The following is an 18,551-nucleotide window of genomic DNA, read 5'->3' as shown; positions in this document are numbered from 1 at the left end:
CTCGACCATGAGTGCAGGCCAGTCCCTCGCTGACGCCGTCAGTGCGGCAACCGCTGTCCTCCGCGAGGCCGGTGTGCCCAGCCCCCGCGTGGACGCGGAACTCCTCGCCGACCACCTGCTCCAGGTCGGCCTGGGCCGGCTCCGCGCCCTGATGCTGGGTGACACGCCGGCTCCCGAGGGGTATGACGAGCTTGTCGCGGAGCGGGCCGGCCGGGTCCCGCTCCAGCACATCACCGGGGTGGCCCACTTCAGGTACCTGGAACTGGCGGTAGGGCCCGGTGTCTTTATTCCCCGCCCCGAGACTGAATCCGTGGTGCAGCTCGTGATCGACCATGTGGCGGGTAAGGATGCCCCGCGGATCGTGGACCTCGGTACAGGGTCCGGCGCCATCGCCGGCTCCATCGCCCATGAAGTCCCCGGCGCCGAAGTCCACGCCGTCGAATTCAGTCCGCTGGCCCACGCGTGGGCGGCCCGGAACCTCGAACCCCTCGGCGTCCGCCTCGTCCTGGGGGACCTGCGGACGGCACTTCCGGAGCTGAACGGAACCTTCGACGTCGTTATTTCCAACCCGCCCTACATCCCGGCCGAAGCCATCCCCAACGAACCGGAAGTGGCACTGCACGACCCGCCTGAGGCGCTGTACGGCGGGGGAGCGGACGGTATGGAGCTCCCGACGGCGGCCGCGGCCTCCGCTGCGCGCCTCCTGCGGCCCGGGGGCTACTTCGTGATGGAACACGCCGAGGTCCAGGCCGGCTGGATCGCTGCCATGCTTGGCAGGCAGGGCGCCTGGACCGGTATCAGCACGCACGTGGACCTCAACGGCAAGGAGCGCGCCACCAGCGCCTTCCTTGCCGGACCCGGCCACACGGAATGAAAGAATAGGCCTGTGACCACAACCTACGACTGCAGCACCGACGGCCAGCGCGCCGAAGCCCTTGAACACGCCCAGAGGGCCATCAGCGAGAAGAAATGCGTGGTCCTGCCCACGGACACCGTGTATGGAATAGCCGCCGACGCGTTCTCGCCGCAGGCCGTCACCATGCTCCTGGTGTCCAAGGGACGCAGCCGCACCATGCCGCCGCCCGTGCTGATTCCCCGCATCAACGCCCTGGACGGGCTGGCCACGGACATTTCCGCAGAGGCACGGAAGCTGGCGGAGGCCTTCTGGCCCGGTGGCCTCACGCTCATCTTCCACGCCCAGCCTTCATTGGACTGGGACCTTGGCGAGACCAAGGGGACTGTGGCGCTGCGGATGCCGGCCGATGAAATTGCGCAGGAGCTGCTGACCCTCACCGGGCCCCTGGCCGTATCCTCCGCGAACCGGACCGGACACGCACCGGCGCAGACGGCCGCCGCGGCGCGCGAGCAACTGGCGGATTCGGTAGAGGTCTACCTGGAAGGCGGCTTCCGCCCGGCCGAAGGCGCCGACGCTGTTCCGTCCACCATTGTTGATGCCACCGGCCCCCGGCTCCGCGTTGTCCGCAACGGCGCGGTCAGCCTCGACCAGCTCCGCGAACACGTTCCGGGCGTCCTGGGCCTCGGCGAGATTCCAATGGCCGAGGAGGACCCGGCAGAGCCGGATACGGGTGCAGAGCCGGCAGACGCGGAAAACCCGGGCAACGATGCTGCAAACGGTGATTCGGCAGGCGCTGATGCCACCGCACCGGCCAGGGAACAGCAGCCTTGATGGCGCTGGACCGCCAGCAGATCCCTGTCCTGGACGTCCAGGCCACGCCGCTGCGGGTTCCCGAGCTGGTTGAGGAGCTCAGCCGCTTCATCGAGGACGGCACCACCCGGACAGTGCTGGGACACAACCTGCACAGCGTCACACTCACACTGTCCGATGACGGGTTTCGACGCCTTTACGATGCCAGCGACATTGTGCTGCTGGACGGGGCGCCGGTGCTGTGGCTGTGGGGGAGGACCGGCAACGCAGCCGGTCCCGTCATGGACTACCGGCTCGGCTCGACCGACTGGCTGCCCGCCCTTGGCCAGGTGCACGGCCTCGAGCGGATGGCCGTGGTGGGCGCCGGCAATGAAGCCAACTCCGGTGCCGTCGCCCGGCTGAAGACCATTGTTCCCGGTGCCCGGGTTGCAGGTTTTCCGGGCGAGGACTGGAACCCTGAACTGGAGGACGCGGCCGTCGCCTGGCTGCACCGCGAGCAGCCGCAGCTGGTGTTGTTGGGTCTGGGCATGCCCCTGCAGGAGGAAGTGCTGCAGCGTCGGCTCGCCGGCATGCCGCCGGCCATCTACTGTGCCGTGGGTGGTGCCATCGAACAGCTGGCCGGGATCCAGAAGCTGGCGCCGCGCTGGCTGGGCCGGTTGGGCCTTGAGTGGGCCTGGCGGTTGCTGCTGCACCCGCGCCGCGTTGCCTACCGCGTTTTCGGCGAGCCCTGGGTCCTGCTGTGGCTGCTGGCAACGCGCCGGATTTCCCGTAAGTAGCGTGCTCCCCGGCAGCCCCTGCCCGGGGAGTGCCACTAGAACTTCTGATCCTCCAACGGGCCGAATCCTTTGCCGCGCAGGCCGGTGCTGAAGGTCCTGGCCCAGGCCAGCAGCCCGGGAAGGTCACGGCGCTGCAGGAAGTAGCCCAGATAGCCGCCTACGTCCGCAACAAACGAGCGGACCCGGAAATACCGGCGGATCAGGTACCCGCGGTTGCGGTAGTAGTAGTAGCGCTTGAACGCCGATTCAGGAACGATGACGTGCCATCCGGCCCCGTACACGTGCTGGGTTTCGGTAAACGCGTGCGGGTGCGTAATAGCCGTGGTGGTGACCGTTCCAAACCTGATCCCTGCCTGGCGGAGCCGGATGGTGAAGTCCACTTCGTCGCCGCGGATGAACAGGCGCATGTCGGGCAAGCCCACCTTGAAGAACACGTCGGACCGGATGAGCGCACCGTTGAAGAAGTGCCCGTCGTCGGGAAGGAACCCCAGCTTCTCCACCTCGGCGCGGTCGTGGGTGACCTTGCCGTCCAGCCGGAAGAAGAAGGAAAGCCTGTCGGGCTGACCGGGCGCAGTCACGAGCGGAACCACGGCCTCAAGGTCGCGGGCTTCAGCCTCCCGCACCAGCGTGGCGAGGCATTCAGGATCGGCTGGCACGGCGTCGTCGTCCATCATCCAGATCCATCGGGCACCGCTGGCCACCGCCTTGAGGGCCGCTAGGGCGAACCCGCCGGCCCCGCCGAGGTTGGCTTCGGACCGGACATAGTCAACGTTGGCATGCTGTTCCGCTATGCTGCGCGCCGGGGTTGTGCCGCTGTCCACCAGGCAAATGGTGTCCACTGCGGCAGTCTGGGCCTTGATTGAATCCAGCAGTACCGCGAGCTCCTTCGGACGGTCGAAGGTCACGGCTGCAACTGCAATGCGGGCGGTCATGGGGGTCCTTTCAGCATGGCTGTCAGGGGTTTCCCTGCTCCTTCTGCGCGAGTGTGGCGCGGAGCCATGACGCCGTTGGCGCTAGTATCTTTGACTAGAGTCCACTGTAATACAGCCCTGTAAGGCACTGCGTAAGGCTATCTGCGTACTGTCTGCTGCGCGCTCGGCGACGGAGAAGTTTCATTTATCGGAGAACAGATTCCCGGCCAGTGAGCCCCCCTATCCCGGACCAGCCGCCGGCGCGGCGGCCCGTTCCCGGCCCCCTCAATCCTGAAACGGCCGCTACCACATGATCATGTACCTGCTCATGGGCCTGACGGCCGCCGTCGTGTCCTACGCCGCCACGTGGGGTGCCCGGGTGGTGGGCCACAGGCTTGAACTGCACCAGCCCATCCGCAGCCGCGATATGCATTCCACCCCCGTTTCCAGGCTTGGCGGCGTTGCCATCTTCCTGGGTGTGATGGTGGCACTGATCGTCGCGAGCCAGTCGTTCTTCGTCAAGGACATCTACCGGAACAATTTCTCGCCGTGGGGCGTGCTGGCCGGGGCCGCGGTGATCGTCCTGGTGGGTGTGGCCGACGACCTCCTGGACATCCGCTGGTGGGTGAAGCTAATCGGCCAGAGCGTAGCTGCCCTTACCGTGGCCATCTGGGGCGTACAAATGACCATCGTTCCCTGGGTTCCGGAACCCATCTACCTGGAGAACGGAACGCTCCGGGTGGTGCTGACCGCAGGGCTCATTGTCACCACCATGAACGCCTTCAATTTCATCGATGGCCTTGACGGGCTTGCGGCGGGAGTGGCCGTCATTGGCGGAACCGCGTTTTTCGTCACGGCCTATTGGGTTCACCGCAATGCGGTCCTGCTGGATTACTCAGACCTTGCCACGCTGATCACGGCGGTCCTTGTAGGCAGCTGCCTCGGGTTCCTGCCGCACAACTGGTTCCCCTCGAAGATCTTCATGGGGGATTCCGGGGCCATGCTGATCGGGCTGCTGATGGCCTCGGCAGGCGTGGTGTCCACGGGGCAGATCACCTCGGGCCTGTACGACCGCGCCAACGGTATTTCCACGGTCATCCCCATCCTGCTTCCCTTCGCAGTGCTCTTCCTGCCCTTGCTGGACCTGGGGCTCGCCGTGGTCCGGCGGACCGCACGCGGACGTTCGCCGTGGTCCGCGGACCGGGGACACCTGCACCACAAGCTCCTCGACATCGGCTACTCGCACCGCACAGCCGTGATTCTGATGTACCTCTGGACAGTGGTGCTGTCCTTCGGGGGACTCGCTATTGCGATCTTCCCGTGGCAGATTGTCCTCGCGGTGGACCTGTTCGCCACCCTCGTCATGGGCCTGATTACGGCCTGGCCGTACCTGTCCCGCAGCGGCGATGAACCAGCCACGTAACGCCGTGCGGAAACATTTTCTATCTCGTGTAGAATTTAGGGGCAGCACAAGCTGCCACTCCACCCTGCTGGCTCTCCGCCAAATGGCCCCGACGATTGGGATCGAATGACCTCCAACGCCGAGCCCGGACCTGCGTCCGGCAAAGGACACGTTGGTGCTTCCGGTCCCACCGCATCGCTGTGGCTGCACCTGCTAAAGATCAGCGCCGCTGCCGCGGCAGCCGGCCTTATCCTGTGCGGTGCCGCCGCGATGATCCTTGATGGTGGCGCCGCCGCACTCTCGAGTGCTTTGGGCGGTCTGCTGGTGATGCTGTTCTTCGGGATCAGCCTCCTGGTTGGCCACTATGTTGGACGAAGCAACCCCTCCGGTGCCATCGGCGTCTTCGTGGCCACCTACTTCATCAAAGTGGTGGGATTCGCCATTGTGATGTTCGTGCTCGGTGCGCCCCAGTGGCTGCAGGGCCGCTGGTTCGTCGCCGGAGCCGTGGTGGCGCTCGTCCTGTGGCAGGCTGCCGAAATCTATGGATTCAGCAAAGCCCGCCTTCAGATCTACAACGATCCAGAGGACAAGGGGGAGACCCGTGCGTAACCCAAAGAAACGTGGCGCCGCCGGCAACAGCAACCGTGCACACGGCAGTTCCGCGCCCGGCGTCGCCAGCGAGAACACCGACGGCGGATACAACGCCGGGATGGCCGTCTTCAGCTACATCATTGGCGGAATCATCGTCTGGAGTTTGATAGGGTGGGGACTGGATTTTCTGTGGGGAACGCGCTGGATTGTGCTCGCAGGCGCTCTGCTTGGAGCCGTCGGAGGTTTTTACCTTTCCCACATGCATGGCCTCACCAGTTCCCGCAAAAACACTGGTGATCGTCCTGCTGCCGGCGGTCCGTCCCAGGACGGCGGCACGAATGCCAAATAATTTCACAGGGGGAGCTTCAGGCCGCAAAGCCCCTGCTCCCCGCCCAACGCCCAATGATGGACACTGCAGAGAGGAAACGCGTTGATCGCGCTTGCGCTCCCGGCCCAAGATTCAGGAGAGTTTACACCTCCTGGTATTAACGAAATGCATTTGCCGGCAATCCTGCCGTGGGGTGCCGCAGAAGGATTCTCCAAGCAGATGCTGCTGGTCCTCCTCTCTGTCGTCTTTATCGCCGTCTTCTTCGTGCTGGCTGCACGCAAGCAGCAGCTGGTACCCGGCAAGCTCCAGTTCGCCGGCGAGGCCGCCTACGGCTTCGTCCGCAACGGCATCGCCAAGGACATCATCGGCGGCCGCGACTTTATCAAGTACGTGCCCCTGCTGTTCAGCCTGTTCTTCTTCATCCTGGTGAACAACATCTACGGTGCCATCCCGCTGATCCAGCTCCCCACGTTCTCTCACGTGGGTGGAGCCTATGTGCTCGCCGGCATCGTCTACTTCACCTGGATTGCCATCGGCATCAAGAAGAACGGCCTGCGCTACTTCAAGCTGGCCACCGTGCCGTCTGGTGTTCCCTGGTTCATCCTGCCGATCGTCATCCCGATCGAGATCATCTCCAACTTCGTCGTCCGGCCCGTGACTCACAGCCTCCGTCTGTTCGCCACCATGCTTGCCGGCCACCTCATCGTGATGATTGCCGGTTCCGGCATCGAATACCTGGTCATGCAGGAAAGCATCCTGCTGAAGGGCACCTCGGTGCTGGTGCTCGCCGGTGCCATCGCGATGTACATGCTTGAGGCCCTGATCATGGTCCTGCAGGCGTACGTCTTTACCCTGCTGACGGCGATCTACATCGAAGGCGCCCTGCACGCCGACAGCCACTAGGCGCCCTGCCGACAGGCACACACAAATCTTCCCCTCGCGGGGATGAAGCAACCCAAACAACCTGCCACATGGGTGGCATCTTGAAAGGAAGAAAAATGGAAGGCACAATCAACGGCTCCCTCAACCTCATCGGCTACGGTCTCTCGGCCATCGGCGGTGGTATCGGTGTGGGTCTCGTGTTCGCCGCTTACATCAACGGTGTTGCACGTCAGCCGGAGGCTCAGCGCGTGCTGCAGCCGATCGCATTCCTTGGTCTGGCACTGACCGAAGCCCTCGCCATCCTTGGTCTCGTCTTCGCCTTCGTCCTTTCCTAATCCTGGCGCGAAGCGAACATTCAGAACCGAGTAGATAAGGACGGGTGAAATATGAATCAGCTGATCATCTCAGCCGCCACTGAAGGCGAAAAGGTTAACCCCCTCGTTCCCAACCTTTGGGAAATGGGCGTTGTCCTGGTTGGCTTCGCGATTCTCATGTTCATCGTGGTCAAGTTTGTTGTCCCGATGTTCGAGAAGACCTTTGCCGAGCGAGCCGAAGCCATCGAAGGTGGCATTGCCAAGGCTGAAAAGGCCCAGGCTGAGGCGTCTGCTGCACTCGAAGAGTACAAGCAGCAGCTGACCGACGCCCGCACCGAAGCAAACCGCATCCGTGAGGAAGCACGCGCCGAAGGTGCGCAGATCCTCGCGGACCTCAAGGAGAAGGCTGCTGCCGAGTCTGCCCGCATCACTGCGCAGGCACACGCACAGATCGAATCCGAGCGCCAGGCGGCCGTTGTGTCCCTGCGCTCCGAGGTTGGCACCCTGGCCACCACCCTTGCCGGCCGCATCGTGGGCGAATCGCTCAACGACGACGACCGCTCAGCACGGGTCGTGGACCGGTTCCTGGCAGATCTGGAGACCCAGAGCGCAGGTGCAGCTAAGTAATGGCAGGCGTATCGAGCGAATCGCTGGCAACAGCACTGGCCGCGCTGGAAGCCAAGCTTCCTACCGCGTCGCTGCAGCTGGCAAAGGAACTCTTCGGAATTCTGGGAATGGTGGACAGCTCGGCTGGCTTGCGCCGCGCCCTGACTGACCCGTCCCGTAACGGTGACGAAAAGTCGGCGCTGGTCAGGCAGCTGGTTGGCGGAAAAGTCTCCGCTGATGCTGCAGAGGTCGCGGGCGGATTGGCCGGTTCACGCTGGGCATCTGCGCGGGACATCGGCGATGCACTCGAGACTCTTGCCGCAACGGTGGTCATTTCCGTTGCTGAAAACAAGTCGGCCGTTTCTGCCTCCGGCATCACTGGCCTGGAAGAACTGGAGAACGACCTGTTCTCCTTCAACCAGGCCGTGGCGTCCAGCCACGAGGTACAACGTGCTCTGTCCGAACCACAGGCCAGCGGGGCAGCCAAGGCTGCCCTTGCCGAAAAGCTGGTGCCCGGCGTCAGTGAGGAAGCAAAAGTCCTCATTACCCAGGCAGTCACCCAGCCCCGCGGCATCAAGGCGACGCGCCTGGTGGAACGGTTCGCCGAGCTGGCGGCCAAGCGGCAGCAGCGCTGGATTGCAACGGTCAGCGTGACCCGTCCCCTGACGTCGACGCAGCTGTCCCGCCTCCAGGCGGGCCTGAACGCGCTCTACGGACGGGAACTCAAGGTCAACATCAACGTTGATCCGGCACTCATTGGCGGCATCCGCGTCCAGGTGGGTGACGAAGTGCTCGACGCTTCGGTCATCAGCCGCCTGGGCGAGCTGCAACGCCAGCTGGCCGGCTAGCCGGACAAGCACAACCAAACTGATAGAAACCCCGGTCACCTGACGGTGATCACAAAACAGGAGAGCAGGGACTGCAGATGGCCGAATTGACCATCAACGCCGACGACGTCCGTAATGCGCTGAACGAGTTCGCGGCGTCCTACGAACCCGGAAACGCAGAACGCGTAGAGGTCGGCCGCGTAACCACCGCTAGTGACGGCATCGCCCGTGTTGAGGGCCTTCCCTCGGTCATGGCGAACGAGCTGCTGCGCTTCGAGGACGGCACCCTGGGCCTCGCCCAGAACCTTGACGTCCGCGAAATCGGCGTCATCATCCTCGGCGACTTCACCGGCATCGAAGAAGGCCAGGAAGTCCACCGCACCGGACAGGTTCTGTCCGTGCCCGTGGGCGACGCCTTCCTCGGCCGCGTTGTCGACCCGCTGGGCGTGCCCATCGACGACCTCGGCGAAATCAAGGCCGAGACCACCCGTGCCCTGGAGCTCCAGGCTCCCGGCGTGACGCAGCGCAAGTCGGTGCACGAGCCGATGCAGACCGGTCTCAAGGCAATCGACGCCATGATCCCGATCGGCCGCGGCCAGCGTCAGCTGATCATTGGCGACCGCCAGACCGGCAAGTCGGCCATCGCGATCGACACCATCATCAACCAGAAGGCCAACTGGGCTTCCGGCGATGTGACCAAGCAGGTCCGCTGCATCTACGTGGCGATCGGCCAGAAGGCATCCACCATTGCCGCTGTCCGCCAGACCCTCGAGGAAAACGGCGCGCTCGAGTACACCACCATCGTGGCGTCTCCCGCATCCGACCCCGCCGGCTTCAAGTACCTGGCTCCGTACGCCGGTTCCGCGATCGGCCAGCACTGGATGTACGGCGGCAAGCACGTCCTCATCGTGTTTGATGATCTGTCCAAGCAGGCCGAAGCCTACCGCGCAGTATCCCTGCTGCTCCGCCGCCCGCCGGGACGCGAAGCGTACCCGGGTGACGTCTTCTACTTGCACTCCCGTCTCCTGGAGCGTTGTGCAAAGCTCTCCGACGAGCTCGGTGCCGGCTCCATGACGGGCCTGCCGCTGATCGAGACCAAGGCGAACGACGTGTCCGCCTACATCCCGACCAACGTCATCTCCATCACCGACGGCCAGATCTTCCTGCAGTCGGACCTGTTCAACGCCAACCAGCGTCCCGCAGTCGACGTGGGCGTTTCGGTGTCCCGCGTTGGCGGTGCAGCGCAGGTGAAGTCCATGAAGAAGGTTTCCGGCACGTTGAAGCTGGAACTCGCCCAGTACCGCGACATGCAGGCTTTCGCCATGTTCGCCTCGGACCTGGACGCCGCTTCACGCCAGCAGCTCACCCGTGGAGCCCGCCTGATGGAACTGCTCAAGCAGGGGCAGTACTCGCCGTTCCCGGTTGAGGACCAGGTTGTCTCCATCTGGGCAGGCACCAACGGCCACCTGGATGACGTTCCGGTTGAAGATGTGAACCGGTTCGAAACCGAGTTCCTGGAGCACCTCAAGCACAAGTCCTCCATCCTCACCACGCTGGCGCAGACCAACGTGATGGACGATGACACCGCAGCAGCTCTGAAGTCCTCCATCATCGACTTCAAGAAGGGTTTCTTCGGCGAAGGCGACAACCACTTGGTGGGCGCAGGACACGAGGCACATGACGCCATCTCCGAGGGCGAAGTCGACCAGGAAAAGATCGTCAAGCAGAAGCGCTAGTTCCGATGGCCGGGTGTGCCGGGCCCGCAGGGTCCGGCACACCCGGTTTACGGAATGTTAGGAAAGGATAAGTATGGGAGCCCAGATCCGGGTCTACCGCCAGAAGATCAGCTCGACCACGTCGATGCGCAAGATCTTCAAGGCGATGGAACTGATCGCTACCTCGCGCATCGGGAAGGCCCGTGCGCGCGTAGCAGCTTCACTGCCTTACGCGAACGCGATCACGCGCGCCGTTTCTGCTGTCGCCAGCCAGAGCGAAATCGACCACCCGCTGACCACTGAGCCCGAGCAGATCCGCCGTGCCGCCGTCCTGGTAATCACCTCGGACCGCGGCCTGGCAGGTTCGTACTCGGCCAGCGTCCTCAAGCAGGCGGAAGGTCTCAACGAGCTGCTCCACGCCGAAGGCAAGGAAGTCAAGACCTACCTCGTGGGACGTAAGTCCCAGGCTTACTTCGACTTCCGGAACCGCGAATATGCGCGGGTCTGGACCGGAGGAACCGACGCACCCGAGTTCGGCACCGCGCGTGAAATCGGCGCTGCACTGCTGGCCGACTTTGCCGCGGACTTCGAAGACGGCGGCGTGGACGAAATCCATGTTGTCTACACGCGCTTCAAGTCCATGGTCACCCAGGAGCCCACGGTCATCCGCCTGCTGCCGCTTGAGGTAGTGGAAGAGGAAGCCGCCTCCGAGTCGGACCTGCTGCCGCTGTACGAGTTCGAGCCGGAGACCGAACAGGTCCTCGACGCGCTGCTGCCCCGCTACATCGAGTCACGCCTGTTCGCAGCAATGCTGCAGGCCGCCGCATCCGAACTGGCTGCCCGCCAGCGCGCGATGAAGTCGGCAGGGGACAACGCCACCGACCTGATCAAGAAGTACACGCGTCTGCGGAACACGGCCCGCCAGGCCGAGATCACGCAGGAGCTTTCCGAGATTGTTGCCGGCGCCGACGCTCTCGCGTCCTAGCCCGCACTGCCCCGGACTCCGCGGAACCTGCACCACAACAGATAAACTTAACCCCACGCCATCTACTGAGTGAAGTGAGAGAGATGACTGCCACTGCTACCGAACACGTAGCCGCAACGTCCGGTGCCACCGGCCGTATTGCGCGCGTAATCGGCCCGGTTGTCGACGTCGAATTCCCGGCTGACGCAATCCCGTCGATCTATAACGCCCTCACCACCGAGATTACTCTCAACGGTGAGACCAAGACCATCACGTTCGAGACCTCCCAGCACCTGGGTGACAACCTCGTCCGCGCCATCTCCCTGCAGGCTACTGACGGACTGGTCCGCGGCACCTCAGTGGTGGACTCCGGTGCCCCCATCTCCGTCCCCGTGGGCGACGGCGTCAAGGGCCACATCTTCAACGTGCTGGGCCAGCCCCTGGACGTTACCGAGTCGGAACTGGACATCAGCGAACGCTGGCCGATCCACCGCAAGGCACCGGCCTTCGCTTCGCTCGAAGGCTCCACGGAGATGCTGGAAACCGGCATCAAGGTCATCGACCTTCTCACCCCGTACATCAAGGGTGGAAAGATCGGCCTGTTCGGCGGCGCCGGCGTGGGCAAGACCGTTCTGATCCAGGAAATGATCACCCGTGTTGCCCGCAACTTCGGTGGTACTTCCGTGTTCGCCGGTGTTGGCGAGCGTACCCGTGAGGGCAACGACCTCTGGGTTGAAATGGAAGAGGCAGGCGTCCTCAAGGACACCGCCCTTGTATTCGGCCAGATGGATGAGCCGCCGGGAACGCGCCTTCGCGTTGCACTGTCCGCGCTGACCATGGCGGAGTACTTCCGCGATGTCCAGAACCAGGACGTGCTGCTGTTCATCGACAACATCTTCCGCTTCACGCAGGCAGGTTCCGAGGTTTCCACCCTGCTCGGCCGCATGCCGTCCGCCGTGGGCTACCAGCCCAACCTGGCTGACGAAATGGGTCTCCTGCAGGAACGCATCACCTCCACCAAGGGTCACTCCATCACCTCGATGCAGGCCATCTACGTTCCCGCGGATGACTACACCGACCCGGCCCCGGCCACCACGTTCGCCCACCTGGACGCCACCACGGAACTTTCCCGTGAGATCGCGTCCCGCGGCCTGTACCCGGCTGTGGATCCGCTGACCTCCACGTCACGAATCCTGGACCCGCAGTACATCGGCAAGGACCACTACAACACGGCTGTCCGTGTGAAGCAGATCCTGCAGAAGAACAAGGAACTCCAGGACATCATCGCCATCCTCGGCGTTGACGAACTGTCGGAAGAGGACAAGATCGTCGTGTCGCGTGCACGCCGCATCCAGCAGTTCCTCTCGCAGAACACCTACACCGCCAAGCAGTTCACCGGCGTCGAAGGCTCCACGGTTTCCATCAAGGACACCGTCGAAGGCTTCACCGCCATCTGCGACGGCGAGCTCGACCACATTGCGGAGCAGGCGTTCTTCAACGTCGGCGGCCTCGATGACGTTGAGCGCCAGTGGGCCAAGATCCAGGAACAGACCAAGTAATATGGCTGAGCTTGAGGTTGAGATTGTCGCAGCGGACCACTTCGTGTGGTCCGGAGCGGCCACGATGGTCAAGGCCCGCACCAGCGATGGTGAGATCGGAATCCTGCCCGGCCACTCGCCCCTGCTGGCGATCCTGGCCGAAGGTGAACTCGCGATCCAGCCGGTGTCCGGGGACCGTATTGCGGTTGACGTTGACGGCGGGTTCTTCTCCGTCGACAACAACCGGGTAGTCATTGTTGCTGACAACGCCCAGCTTGGCGGCTCGGCTACCGCTGGGATCCGCTAGCACGACCTTGATGGACGCACCGAGCTTTCCGTTCATCGCACTGGCAATCGCCTTTGGATTGCTGATTTTTGCACTGTGCCTTTCGGGGGTGCGCCGCTTTAACCTGCGGCGTGCCCTCGGCACGGTGGACGCCTCCATTTGCATGGCTGGAAACAGCTGGCAGATGGGGGTTTGTCGTTATCAGGACAACGACCTCGAGTGGTTCCGGCTGCTCTCGCTCAGTGTCCGCCCAAAACACAAGTTCAAGCGGCATTCCCTTGAACTCCTTGGCCGCCGCAAGCCCACCGAAGCCGAAGCCGTCAAGGTGCAGCCCGACGTCGTCATCGTGGAACTCCGCTACGAGGGCCAGGACCTTCGGCTCGCCATGAAATTCGATGCTTACACAGGCCTGTCGTCGTGGCTTGAAGCCGGGCCGGTCATCGGCGTCGGCACCTGGCGTTAGCCGCGTGGACTGGATCTTTGATGTCCGGCTGACCGACGGCCCCCTCTACTGGGCCGCGTTGATCCTGGGCCTCGCCGGCGCCGCGTTCCTCCTCATACCGCCGCCGCCCCACGGACCGCTGCGCTGGCTCTCCCGGGTCATTACCGCCGTTGCCCTGGCCTTTGCGCTGGTGGCCACCGTCCACTGGGCCCTGATCAACCTGTATTCAGTCTTCCCGGAGAACATCCCGGACCCGGTCCTGCTGTGGCTGGTGCCGGCCGTGGCCGCGGTCCTGCTGTGGCTCTTCCTCCTGCCGCGCAACTCATGGCGCCGCCGTGGCGGTGGGCTGGCGGCCGCACTGCTGGTGATTGCACTCTCCAGCGTGCAAATCAATGCCTACTTCGGACTCAACCGTACGGTGAGCGACCTGATGGGCACGGCACTGGCCCGCATTCCTGCCCTGGAGCAGAACCTCGTCCGGCGCGCAGGAGATCCCGACGGCGTGGCGCTGCAGGGCTGGCGTCCGCAGGGGGACATCCCGGACGGGGGAGTCCTGCGCAAGGCCGCCATTCCGGGCACCGTCTCCGGCATGGAAACCCGGGACGCCTTTATCTACTTCCCGCCGGCCTACTTCGCCCAAAACCGTCCGGCGTTGCCTGTCCTGGTCCTCATTGCCGGGCAGCCCGGCGGTCCGGCCGACTGGCTGACCGGCGGTGCGCTCCGCGGCCACATGGACTCCTATGCAGCCGCGCATGGCGGCGTGGCCCCCGTGGTGGTGGTTCCCGACGCCAATGGGTCGCAGAACGCCAACACCATGTGCATGGACAGCCAGATTGCCCAGGCCGATACCTACCTGTCGCAGGATGTGCCGCAGTGGATCAGCTCCACTCTTGCCGTGGACACGGACCATGCCCACTGGGCAGTAGGGGGATTCTCCTTCGGCGGGACCTGCGCCATCCAGCTGGGTACCCGCCACCCTGACCTGTTCCCCGAGGTCCTGGCATTCTCGGCGGAAGCCGAGCCGGCCATCGCCAAGGAGCGCCAGAAGACCATCGACGCCGCCTTCCCGGGGGACCCCGAGGCGTTCCTTCGGCAGACGCCGCTGGCCATCATGGCGGACAAGCGTTTCGACGGCCACGGCCTGTACCTGACGGCCGGGCAGAACGATACTGAATTTGTGGGCTACCTCAGGACCCTGGCGGCCGCTGCCCGGGACGCCGGATTCACCGTGCGCGACTACGAGGTGGAGCACACCGGGCACTCGTGGGACACGTCATCACGGAAGTTCGGCGATGCCTTGCAGTTCCTTGCAGACCAGTGGGGGGCCGGCGGATGAGCGTCGGACAGGACACCAGGACCTTGGCCTTGGCCTGGGACACCGTGGTCCGGCCAACGCTGGGCCGGGCAGCGGCGGGGCTGAAGGCCATGCCCTTCACGCTTGCCGTCCTTGCCCTGTTTGTGGGGACCGGCGCGGCCACGGACAGCTTCCTGGCCGGCCCATCCGAGCAGCTGCTGGATGTGGCAGGGGTCAGCGGTCCCGGACTGCGCGAGGGCCGATGGTGGTCGCTTTTCACCAGCCTCTTCTTCGCCACCAACCCCACTGCATATGTGGTGGCCGCGTTGATGATCATTGTCCTGTTGGGCCTGGCCGAACGGAAACTCGGTGTCCGGGCTGCCGCTGCACTGTTCCTGGGCGGCCAGTTTGCTGCCGTCACGCTGTTCCTCCTGATCACTCAACTTGCGGCCTACGTGGGGGACGGGTGGCTCGATACCATGACCGACGTCATCCTGATTGGCCCCTACGCCCCGGTACTCGCCGCAGGCATGGCAGGCAGCGCCCGGCTGCCGGTGCTTTGGCAGCGGCGCCTGCGCACGGCGACGCTCTCGATCTCTCTGCTGCTTGTCCTGTACGTGGGCCATGCCGAGACGGTGATTGGCCTCCTGGGTGCGCTGCTGGGACTGCTGGTGGGCTGGTGGATCCAAGGCGACGAAGGAAAACTCCACCGGCACCGCTCCACCGGACGGGAGGCCCGTAACCTGCTGGCCCTGATGGTGGCCGTCTTCGCCGTCGGGCCCATCCTTACCGGGATCACCCGGGCGCCCACCGGGCCGCTGGCACTGCTCCGGGATGTTGTCCTCAATCCGCTGCCGACGCTGGGCCAACTGGCATTCAACTGCGGGGCCACTGTGGAGGCATCCTGCCTTGAAGCGGGAAGGGCAGGCTTCGCCGGTCCGTTCGGCCTGGCACTGGCAGTGGTCCCCGTGGTGCTGCTGCTGATCTGCGCTGACGGGATGCGGCGGGGACGCAGGATGGCGCTGAACATTGCCCTGGCGATCCAGTTGGCCGTGACGGCCCTGGCCGCCGTGTACCTGGCATTGTTCGCCCTGGTTCCCTCCCGGCCGCAAGGCCCCCACGCGGCGCCCATGGGCTCGGCTTTTGCGCATGTGCTTCCGCTGGTGGTGGTTCCGCTGCTGCTTTCCGTCATCCTGTGGCTGAACCGCAGGCAGTTCCGAGTGCAGACCCTGCCCACCGCCCGGCGCACGCTAGCCGTCCTGGTGGGCGGCTCCTGGGGAGCGCTGGCTGCCGCCTATGCCACCGCGTGGTTCGCCTCGGGCGGGATGTCCCGCGACGGCGGCGTGCTGGGTCTGTTTGCCGAGCTGGCCCGGCAGTACGTACCGGTGCCGATTCCCCAGCATTTCCACCGCGTCTTCGCGGACCGGAACACTGTGGAGGCGGTCCTGTTCGCCTATTCCGGGCCGGTGTTCTGGCTCATTGCGCTGGCAGCCGTGTGGTGGGCGCTGCTGGGCGGAAACCACGGACATGACTCCGGCCGGCAGGACAGGGCGCGGGCACGGGCGCTGCTCCATCAGGGCGGCGGCCCGCTCTCCTGGATGGCCCTGTGGGAACCGAACACGTATTGGTTCAGCCCGGACGGCCAGGGGGCCATGGCCTACCAGCAGCACGGCAGCGTGGCCCTGACCCTCGGTTGCGCCATCGGCCCTGCAGGATCCCACCTTGCCGTCACGGAGGGATTCCTTGCCCATTGCCGGCGCGAGGCGCTGATTCCGGCACTGTATTCCTGCGACGATACCGTCTGGCCGGCCCTGCGTGAACGCGGATTCTCACGGGTATCGGTGGCCCAGGAAACCCGGCTGGCCATCCGTGAGCTGGAGTTCAAGGGCAAGGAGTGGCAGAACGTCAGGACTGCGCTGAACCGGGCTGCAAAGCTGGGGGTGCATGCCGTCTGGGGTCCGTACAGCGGGCTGCCGGTGGCCTTGCGCACCCGGCTGAATGAAGTGTCCGAGGAATGGGCTGCCGGAAAGTCCGTACCGGAAATGGGGTTCACCCTTGGCAGCGTGGACGAGCTCGACGACGATGAGGTGCTGTGTTGCCTTGCCGTTGACGGTGAGGGCAGGGTCCACGGGTTCACCAGCTGGCTTCCGGTGTACGACGACGGCCGCCTTGTCAGCCGGACGCTGGACGTGATGCGCCGGGGCGCCGGCGGCTTCCCCGGGGTGATGGAATTCCTGATCGCCTCCGCTGTCCTGGAGCTCAGGGACTCCGTGGAGGTGATTTCGCTGTCCGGCTCACCGCTGGCAAATGACGGTGGAGCCGAGGACACTGCCCAGGGGGGAGCCAAGAACCTGGTCCGCATCCTGGATCTGGTGGGCCACGCGCTGGAGCCGGTCTACGGCTTCCGTTCACTGGCGGCCTTCAAGTCCCGTTTCAAGCCCGAGTACCGGGCGTTGTACCTCTATTACCAGGATCCTCTTCAACTGCCGGCAATCGGCCGCGCGCTCACCCGGGCCTACCTGCCCGGCCTGTCCCTGGCGCAGGGTGCGAGGCTGGTCCGGAATTTGGTTTGATAAGGCCGGTATTCGCTGACGGAAATCGAGCGGGACGGGGCTGCATAAAGCAACGGCCTGCGGCTGGCCGCACAATGCGGCGGGCAAAAGAATGGTCCCCGGCAATTGTGCCGGGGACCATTCTTTGCTAATTAGGCTTGGCAGTCTGCCCGAAGACTAGACGAGGGTAACGCCGGTGGCCTGCGGGCCCTTGGCGCCCTGGCCGATTTCGAACTGAACGCGCTGGTTCTCGTCGAGGGTTTTGAAGCCGCCGGTCTGGATCTCGGAGTAGTGGACGAAGACGTCGCCGTCGGAGTCGTCCGGGGTAATGAAGCCGAAGCCCTTTTCAGCGTTGAACCACTTCACAGTTCCCTGTGCCATTTATTTCTCCTCATTGTGGAACTTTCTTAAGATCGGCACACTTCGTACCGGCCTTGGTCACTCCGCGAGAAGAATCCTGAATAGCCGTCCGGAAAGGGAACCGGCGCTGCAGGAGCTTCGCGCTCGCAACATGTCTTGCGAGCATGAAAAACACCTACACAAAGACTGAGTTAAGAATTTCATGCCCGTTCCCGCAGGTCAACGCTTCGGCGGCGGAATCGGACAAATTTTAGGTAAAAACCGGGTTGCATGCCTTGCCGGGACACAATTGGCCAATGACCGAAGGGCAGGCGGCTTTAGAAGAGCCGGGATTCGCTGTCGTCGACGCCGCGCATTGCATCGTAATCGAGGGTGACGCAATCAATCCCGCGGTCGTTGGCGAGGACCTTGGCCTGCGGCTTGATCTGCTGGGCCGCGAAAATGCCGCGCACCGGCGCCAGGAGGGGATCGCGGTTCAACAGCTCGAGGTAGCGGGTGAGCTGCTCCACGCCGTCGATGTCCCCGCGCCGCTTGAGTTCGATGGCCACGGTTGCGCCGTCGCCGTCGCGGGCCAGGATGTCCACCGGACCGATAGCCGTGAAGTATTCGCGCCGGATCAGTGAATACCCTGTTCCCAGCGTTTCGATCTGGTCTGCCAGCAGCCGCTGGAGGTCCGCTTCCACGCCGTCCTTGATCAGGCCCGGGTCCACGCCGAGGTCATGCGAGGTTTCGCTGAGCTTTTCATGGATGTTGATGATCAGCCGGTCATCCGTCTTGGCGGACTGGACCGTCCACTGCTCCGCGACTCCGAGCTCCAGGTCAACGTCCTCCGGTGACGAAACACGGAGCGTGGCCGGCGGGCTCATCCAGTTCAGGGGCTTGTACGAGCCGCCGTCTGAATGCACAAGGACAGAGCCGTCCGCCTTAACCAGCAGGAGCCTGGTGGCGAGGGGGAGATGGGCTTTGAGCCGGCCAACATAATCAACGGAGCATCGGGCAATCACAAGTCGCACGCCGTACACACTACCGGGTGCCGGAGCGGGGAGGAGGACGAAGATGCCGGCGGCAGTGCGCTGCCTGCCGCGGAGCGGCTGCAG

The 18,551-nt window shown here is 64.3% G+C and carries 20 protein-coding genes; 17 read left to right on the top strand and 3 right to left on the bottom strand.

The annotated features are described in order from the left end of the window. Window positions 1–7 precede the first annotated feature (7 nt). The 3 genes from prmC to ACHL_RS11870 are packed head-to-tail and all read left to right on the top strand — an operon-like array spanning window position 8 to window position 2,442. Entirely contained in the window at window positions 8–874 is an 867-nt protein-coding gene (gene prmC / locus ACHL_RS11880; protein ID WP_015937528.1) for a peptide chain release factor N(5)-glutamine methyltransferase, read from the top strand. A gap of 12 nt (window positions 875–886) precedes the next feature. Then, window positions 887–1,687 carry an L-threonylcarbamoyladenylate synthase gene (locus ACHL_RS11875; protein WP_015937527.1) on the top strand — a complete coding sequence of 267 codons (801 nt, stop codon included), beginning with the start codon at window positions 887–889 and terminating at the stop codon, window positions 1,685–1,687. Continuing rightward, window positions 1,687–2,442 carry a WecB/TagA/CpsF family glycosyltransferase gene (locus ACHL_RS11870; RefSeq protein ID WP_015937526.1) on the top strand — a complete coding sequence of 252 codons (756 nt, stop codon included), beginning with the start codon at window positions 1,687–1,689 and terminating at the stop codon, window positions 2,440–2,442. The genes ACHL_RS11875 and ACHL_RS11870 overlap by 1 nt, the downstream gene beginning before the upstream one ends. Window positions 2,443–2,477: 35 nt before the next feature. Here the strand turns inward: ACHL_RS11870 and ACHL_RS11865 are convergent, their stop codons facing one another. Beyond that, window positions 2,478–3,374 (bottom strand): glycosyltransferase, encoded by an 897-nt coding sequence (locus ACHL_RS11865; protein WP_015937525.1) that lies wholly within the window; start codon window positions 3,372–3,374, stop codon window positions 2,478–2,480. Between the two features lie 289 nt (window positions 3,375–3,663). Between ACHL_RS11865 and ACHL_RS11860 the strand changes: the two genes are divergently transcribed. The 14 genes from ACHL_RS11860 (at window position 3,664) to ACHL_RS11795 (ending at window position 17,115) form a co-directional block, all read left to right on the top strand. Further along, window positions 3,664–4,776, top strand: a complete 1,113-nt coding sequence (locus tag ACHL_RS11860; protein WP_015937524.1) for an MraY family glycosyltransferase — start codon at window positions 3,664–3,666, stop codon at window positions 4,774–4,776. A 105-nt stretch (window positions 4,777–4,881) separates the two neighbouring features. After that, a complete protein-coding gene (locus ACHL_RS11855; RefSeq protein WP_015937523.1) occupies window positions 4,882–5,364 on the top strand; it encodes a hypothetical protein in 483 nt (160 codons plus the stop codon). Further along, the gene (locus ACHL_RS11850) at window positions 5,357–5,695 is read left to right on the top strand and encodes an AtpZ/AtpI family protein (RefSeq protein ID WP_015937522.1); all 339 of its coding nucleotides are present in this window, start codon (window positions 5,357–5,359) and stop codon (window positions 5,693–5,695) included. The genes ACHL_RS11855 and ACHL_RS11850 overlap by 8 nt, the downstream gene beginning before the upstream one ends. An 81-nt stretch (window positions 5,696–5,776) precedes the next feature. Further along, window positions 5,777–6,577 (top strand): F0F1 ATP synthase subunit A, encoded by an 801-nt coding sequence (atpB, locus tag ACHL_RS11845; protein WP_015937521.1) that lies wholly within the window; start codon window positions 5,777–5,779, stop codon window positions 6,575–6,577. Between the two features lie 95 nt (window positions 6,578–6,672). After that, entirely contained in the window at window positions 6,673–6,891 is a 219-nt protein-coding gene (gene atpE / locus ACHL_RS11840) for an ATP synthase F0 subunit C (protein WP_011775261.1), read from the top strand. A gap of 51 nt (window positions 6,892–6,942) precedes the next feature. Beyond that, window positions 6,943–7,497, top strand: coding sequence for a F0F1 ATP synthase subunit B (locus ACHL_RS11835; protein WP_015937520.1), 555 nt, complete (start codon window positions 6,943–6,945; stop codon window positions 7,495–7,497). Next, a complete protein-coding gene (locus ACHL_RS11830; RefSeq protein WP_015937519.1) occupies window positions 7,497–8,324 on the top strand; it encodes a F0F1 ATP synthase subunit delta in 828 nt (275 codons plus the stop codon). Before ACHL_RS11835 ends, ACHL_RS11830 begins: the two co-directional genes overlap by 1 nt. 77 nt (window positions 8,325–8,401) lie before the next feature. After that, window positions 8,402–10,039, top strand: a complete 1,638-nt coding sequence (atpA, locus tag ACHL_RS11825; protein WP_015937518.1) for a F0F1 ATP synthase subunit alpha — start codon at window positions 8,402–8,404, stop codon at window positions 10,037–10,039. Between the two features lie 73 nt (window positions 10,040–10,112). Then, window positions 10,113–11,003: a F0F1 ATP synthase subunit gamma gene (locus ACHL_RS11820; RefSeq protein WP_015937517.1), complete on the top strand. Its 891-nt coding sequence runs from the start codon at window positions 10,113–10,115 to the stop codon at window positions 11,001–11,003. A gap of 83 nt (window positions 11,004–11,086) precedes the next feature. Continuing rightward, window positions 11,087–12,541, top strand: a complete 1,455-nt coding sequence (atpD, locus tag ACHL_RS11815; RefSeq protein ID WP_015937516.1) for a F0F1 ATP synthase subunit beta — start codon at window positions 11,087–11,089, stop codon at window positions 12,539–12,541. A 1-nt stretch (window position 12,542) separates the two neighbouring features. Continuing rightward, the gene (locus tag ACHL_RS11810; RefSeq protein ID WP_015937515.1) at window positions 12,543–12,827 is read left to right on the top strand and encodes a F0F1 ATP synthase subunit epsilon; all 285 of its coding nucleotides are present in this window, start codon (window positions 12,543–12,545) and stop codon (window positions 12,825–12,827) included. A gap of 10 nt (window positions 12,828–12,837) precedes the next feature. After that, window positions 12,838–13,269 carry a DUF2550 domain-containing protein gene (locus tag ACHL_RS11805; protein ID WP_015937514.1) on the top strand — a complete coding sequence of 144 codons (432 nt, stop codon included), beginning with the start codon at window positions 12,838–12,840 and terminating at the stop codon, window positions 13,267–13,269. Between the two features lie 4 nt (window positions 13,270–13,273). Further along, a complete protein-coding gene (locus tag ACHL_RS11800) occupies window positions 13,274–14,584 on the top strand; it encodes an alpha/beta hydrolase (protein ID WP_015937513.1) in 1,311 nt (436 codons plus the stop codon). Continuing rightward, a complete protein-coding gene (locus ACHL_RS11795) occupies window positions 14,581–17,115 on the top strand; it encodes a bifunctional lysylphosphatidylglycerol flippase/synthetase MprF (RefSeq protein ID WP_015937512.1) in 2,535 nt (844 codons plus the stop codon). The genes ACHL_RS11800 and ACHL_RS11795 overlap by 4 nt, the downstream gene beginning before the upstream one ends. Before the next feature lie 156 nt (window positions 17,116–17,271). On the opposite strand, the gene ACHL_RS11790 is transcribed toward ACHL_RS11795, so the two are convergent. Both ACHL_RS11790 and nucS read right to left on the bottom strand, forming a co-directional pair. Beyond that, window positions 17,272–17,475, bottom strand: coding sequence for a cold-shock protein (locus tag ACHL_RS11790; RefSeq protein WP_011692441.1), 204 nt, complete (start codon window positions 17,473–17,475; stop codon window positions 17,272–17,274). Between the two features lie 296 nt (window positions 17,476–17,771). Then, complete coding sequence (gene nucS, locus ACHL_RS11785; protein WP_015937511.1) at window positions 17,772–18,467, bottom strand: endonuclease NucS; 696 nt, start codon at window positions 18,465–18,467, stop codon at window positions 17,772–17,774. Between the last annotated feature and the right edge of the window lie 84 nt (window positions 18,468–18,551).

Source organism: Pseudarthrobacter chlorophenolicus A6, assembly GCF_000022025.1.
In the GTDB taxonomy this organism is placed as follows: domain Bacteria; phylum Actinomycetota; class Actinomycetes; order Actinomycetales; family Micrococcaceae; genus Arthrobacter; species Arthrobacter chlorophenolicus.
Note: the sequence above shows the minus strand (reverse complement) of the source record. Positions and strands in the feature narration are given on the sequence as shown.

What these genes read in the sequence shown, in the direction of transcription:
- ACHL_RS11870 (WP_015937526.1), top strand. Translation starts at nt 1,687, where the DNA reads ATGGCGCTGGACCGCCAGCAGATCCCTGTCCTGGACGTCCAGGCCACG.
- ACHL_RS11820 (WP_015937517.1), top strand. Translation starts at nt 10,113, where the DNA reads ATGGGAGCCCAGATCCGGGTCTACCGCCAGAAGATCAGCTCGACCACG.
- ACHL_RS11810 (WP_015937515.1), top strand. Translation starts at nt 12,543, where the DNA reads ATGGCTGAGCTTGAGGTTGAGATTGTCGCAGCGGACCACTTCGTGTGG.
- ACHL_RS11835 (WP_015937520.1), top strand. Translation starts at nt 6,943, where the DNA reads ATGAATCAGCTGATCATCTCAGCCGCCACTGAAGGCGAAAAGGTTAAC.
- ACHL_RS11790 (WP_011692441.1), bottom strand. Translation starts at nt 17,475, where the DNA reads ATGGCACAGGGAACTGTGAAGTGGTTCAACGCTGAAAAGGGCTTCGGC.
- atpE (WP_011775261.1), top strand. Translation starts at nt 6,673, where the DNA reads ATGGAAGGCACAATCAACGGCTCCCTCAACCTCATCGGCTACGGTCTC.
- prmC (WP_015937528.1), top strand. Translation starts at nt 8, where the DNA reads ATGAGTGCAGGCCAGTCCCTCGCTGACGCCGTCAGTGCGGCAACCGCT.
- ACHL_RS11860 (WP_015937524.1), top strand. Translation starts at nt 3,664, where the DNA reads ATGATCATGTACCTGCTCATGGGCCTGACGGCCGCCGTCGTGTCCTAC.
- ACHL_RS11855 (WP_015937523.1), top strand. Translation starts at nt 4,882, where the DNA reads ATGACCTCCAACGCCGAGCCCGGACCTGCGTCCGGCAAAGGACACGTT.
- atpA (WP_015937518.1), top strand. Translation starts at nt 8,402, where the DNA reads ATGGCCGAATTGACCATCAACGCCGACGACGTCCGTAATGCGCTGAAC.
- ACHL_RS11865 (WP_015937525.1), bottom strand. Translation starts at nt 3,374, where the DNA reads ATGACCGCCCGCATTGCAGTTGCAGCCGTGACCTTCGACCGTCCGAAG.
- ACHL_RS11805 (WP_015937514.1), top strand. Translation starts at nt 12,838, where the DNA reads ATGGACGCACCGAGCTTTCCGTTCATCGCACTGGCAATCGCCTTTGGA.
- ACHL_RS11795 (WP_015937512.1), top strand. Translation starts at nt 14,581, where the DNA reads ATGAGCGTCGGACAGGACACCAGGACCTTGGCCTTGGCCTGGGACACC.
- atpD (WP_015937516.1), top strand. Translation starts at nt 11,087, where the DNA reads ATGACTGCCACTGCTACCGAACACGTAGCCGCAACGTCCGGTGCCACC.
- ACHL_RS11830 (WP_015937519.1), top strand. Translation starts at nt 7,497, where the DNA reads ATGGCAGGCGTATCGAGCGAATCGCTGGCAACAGCACTGGCCGCGCTG.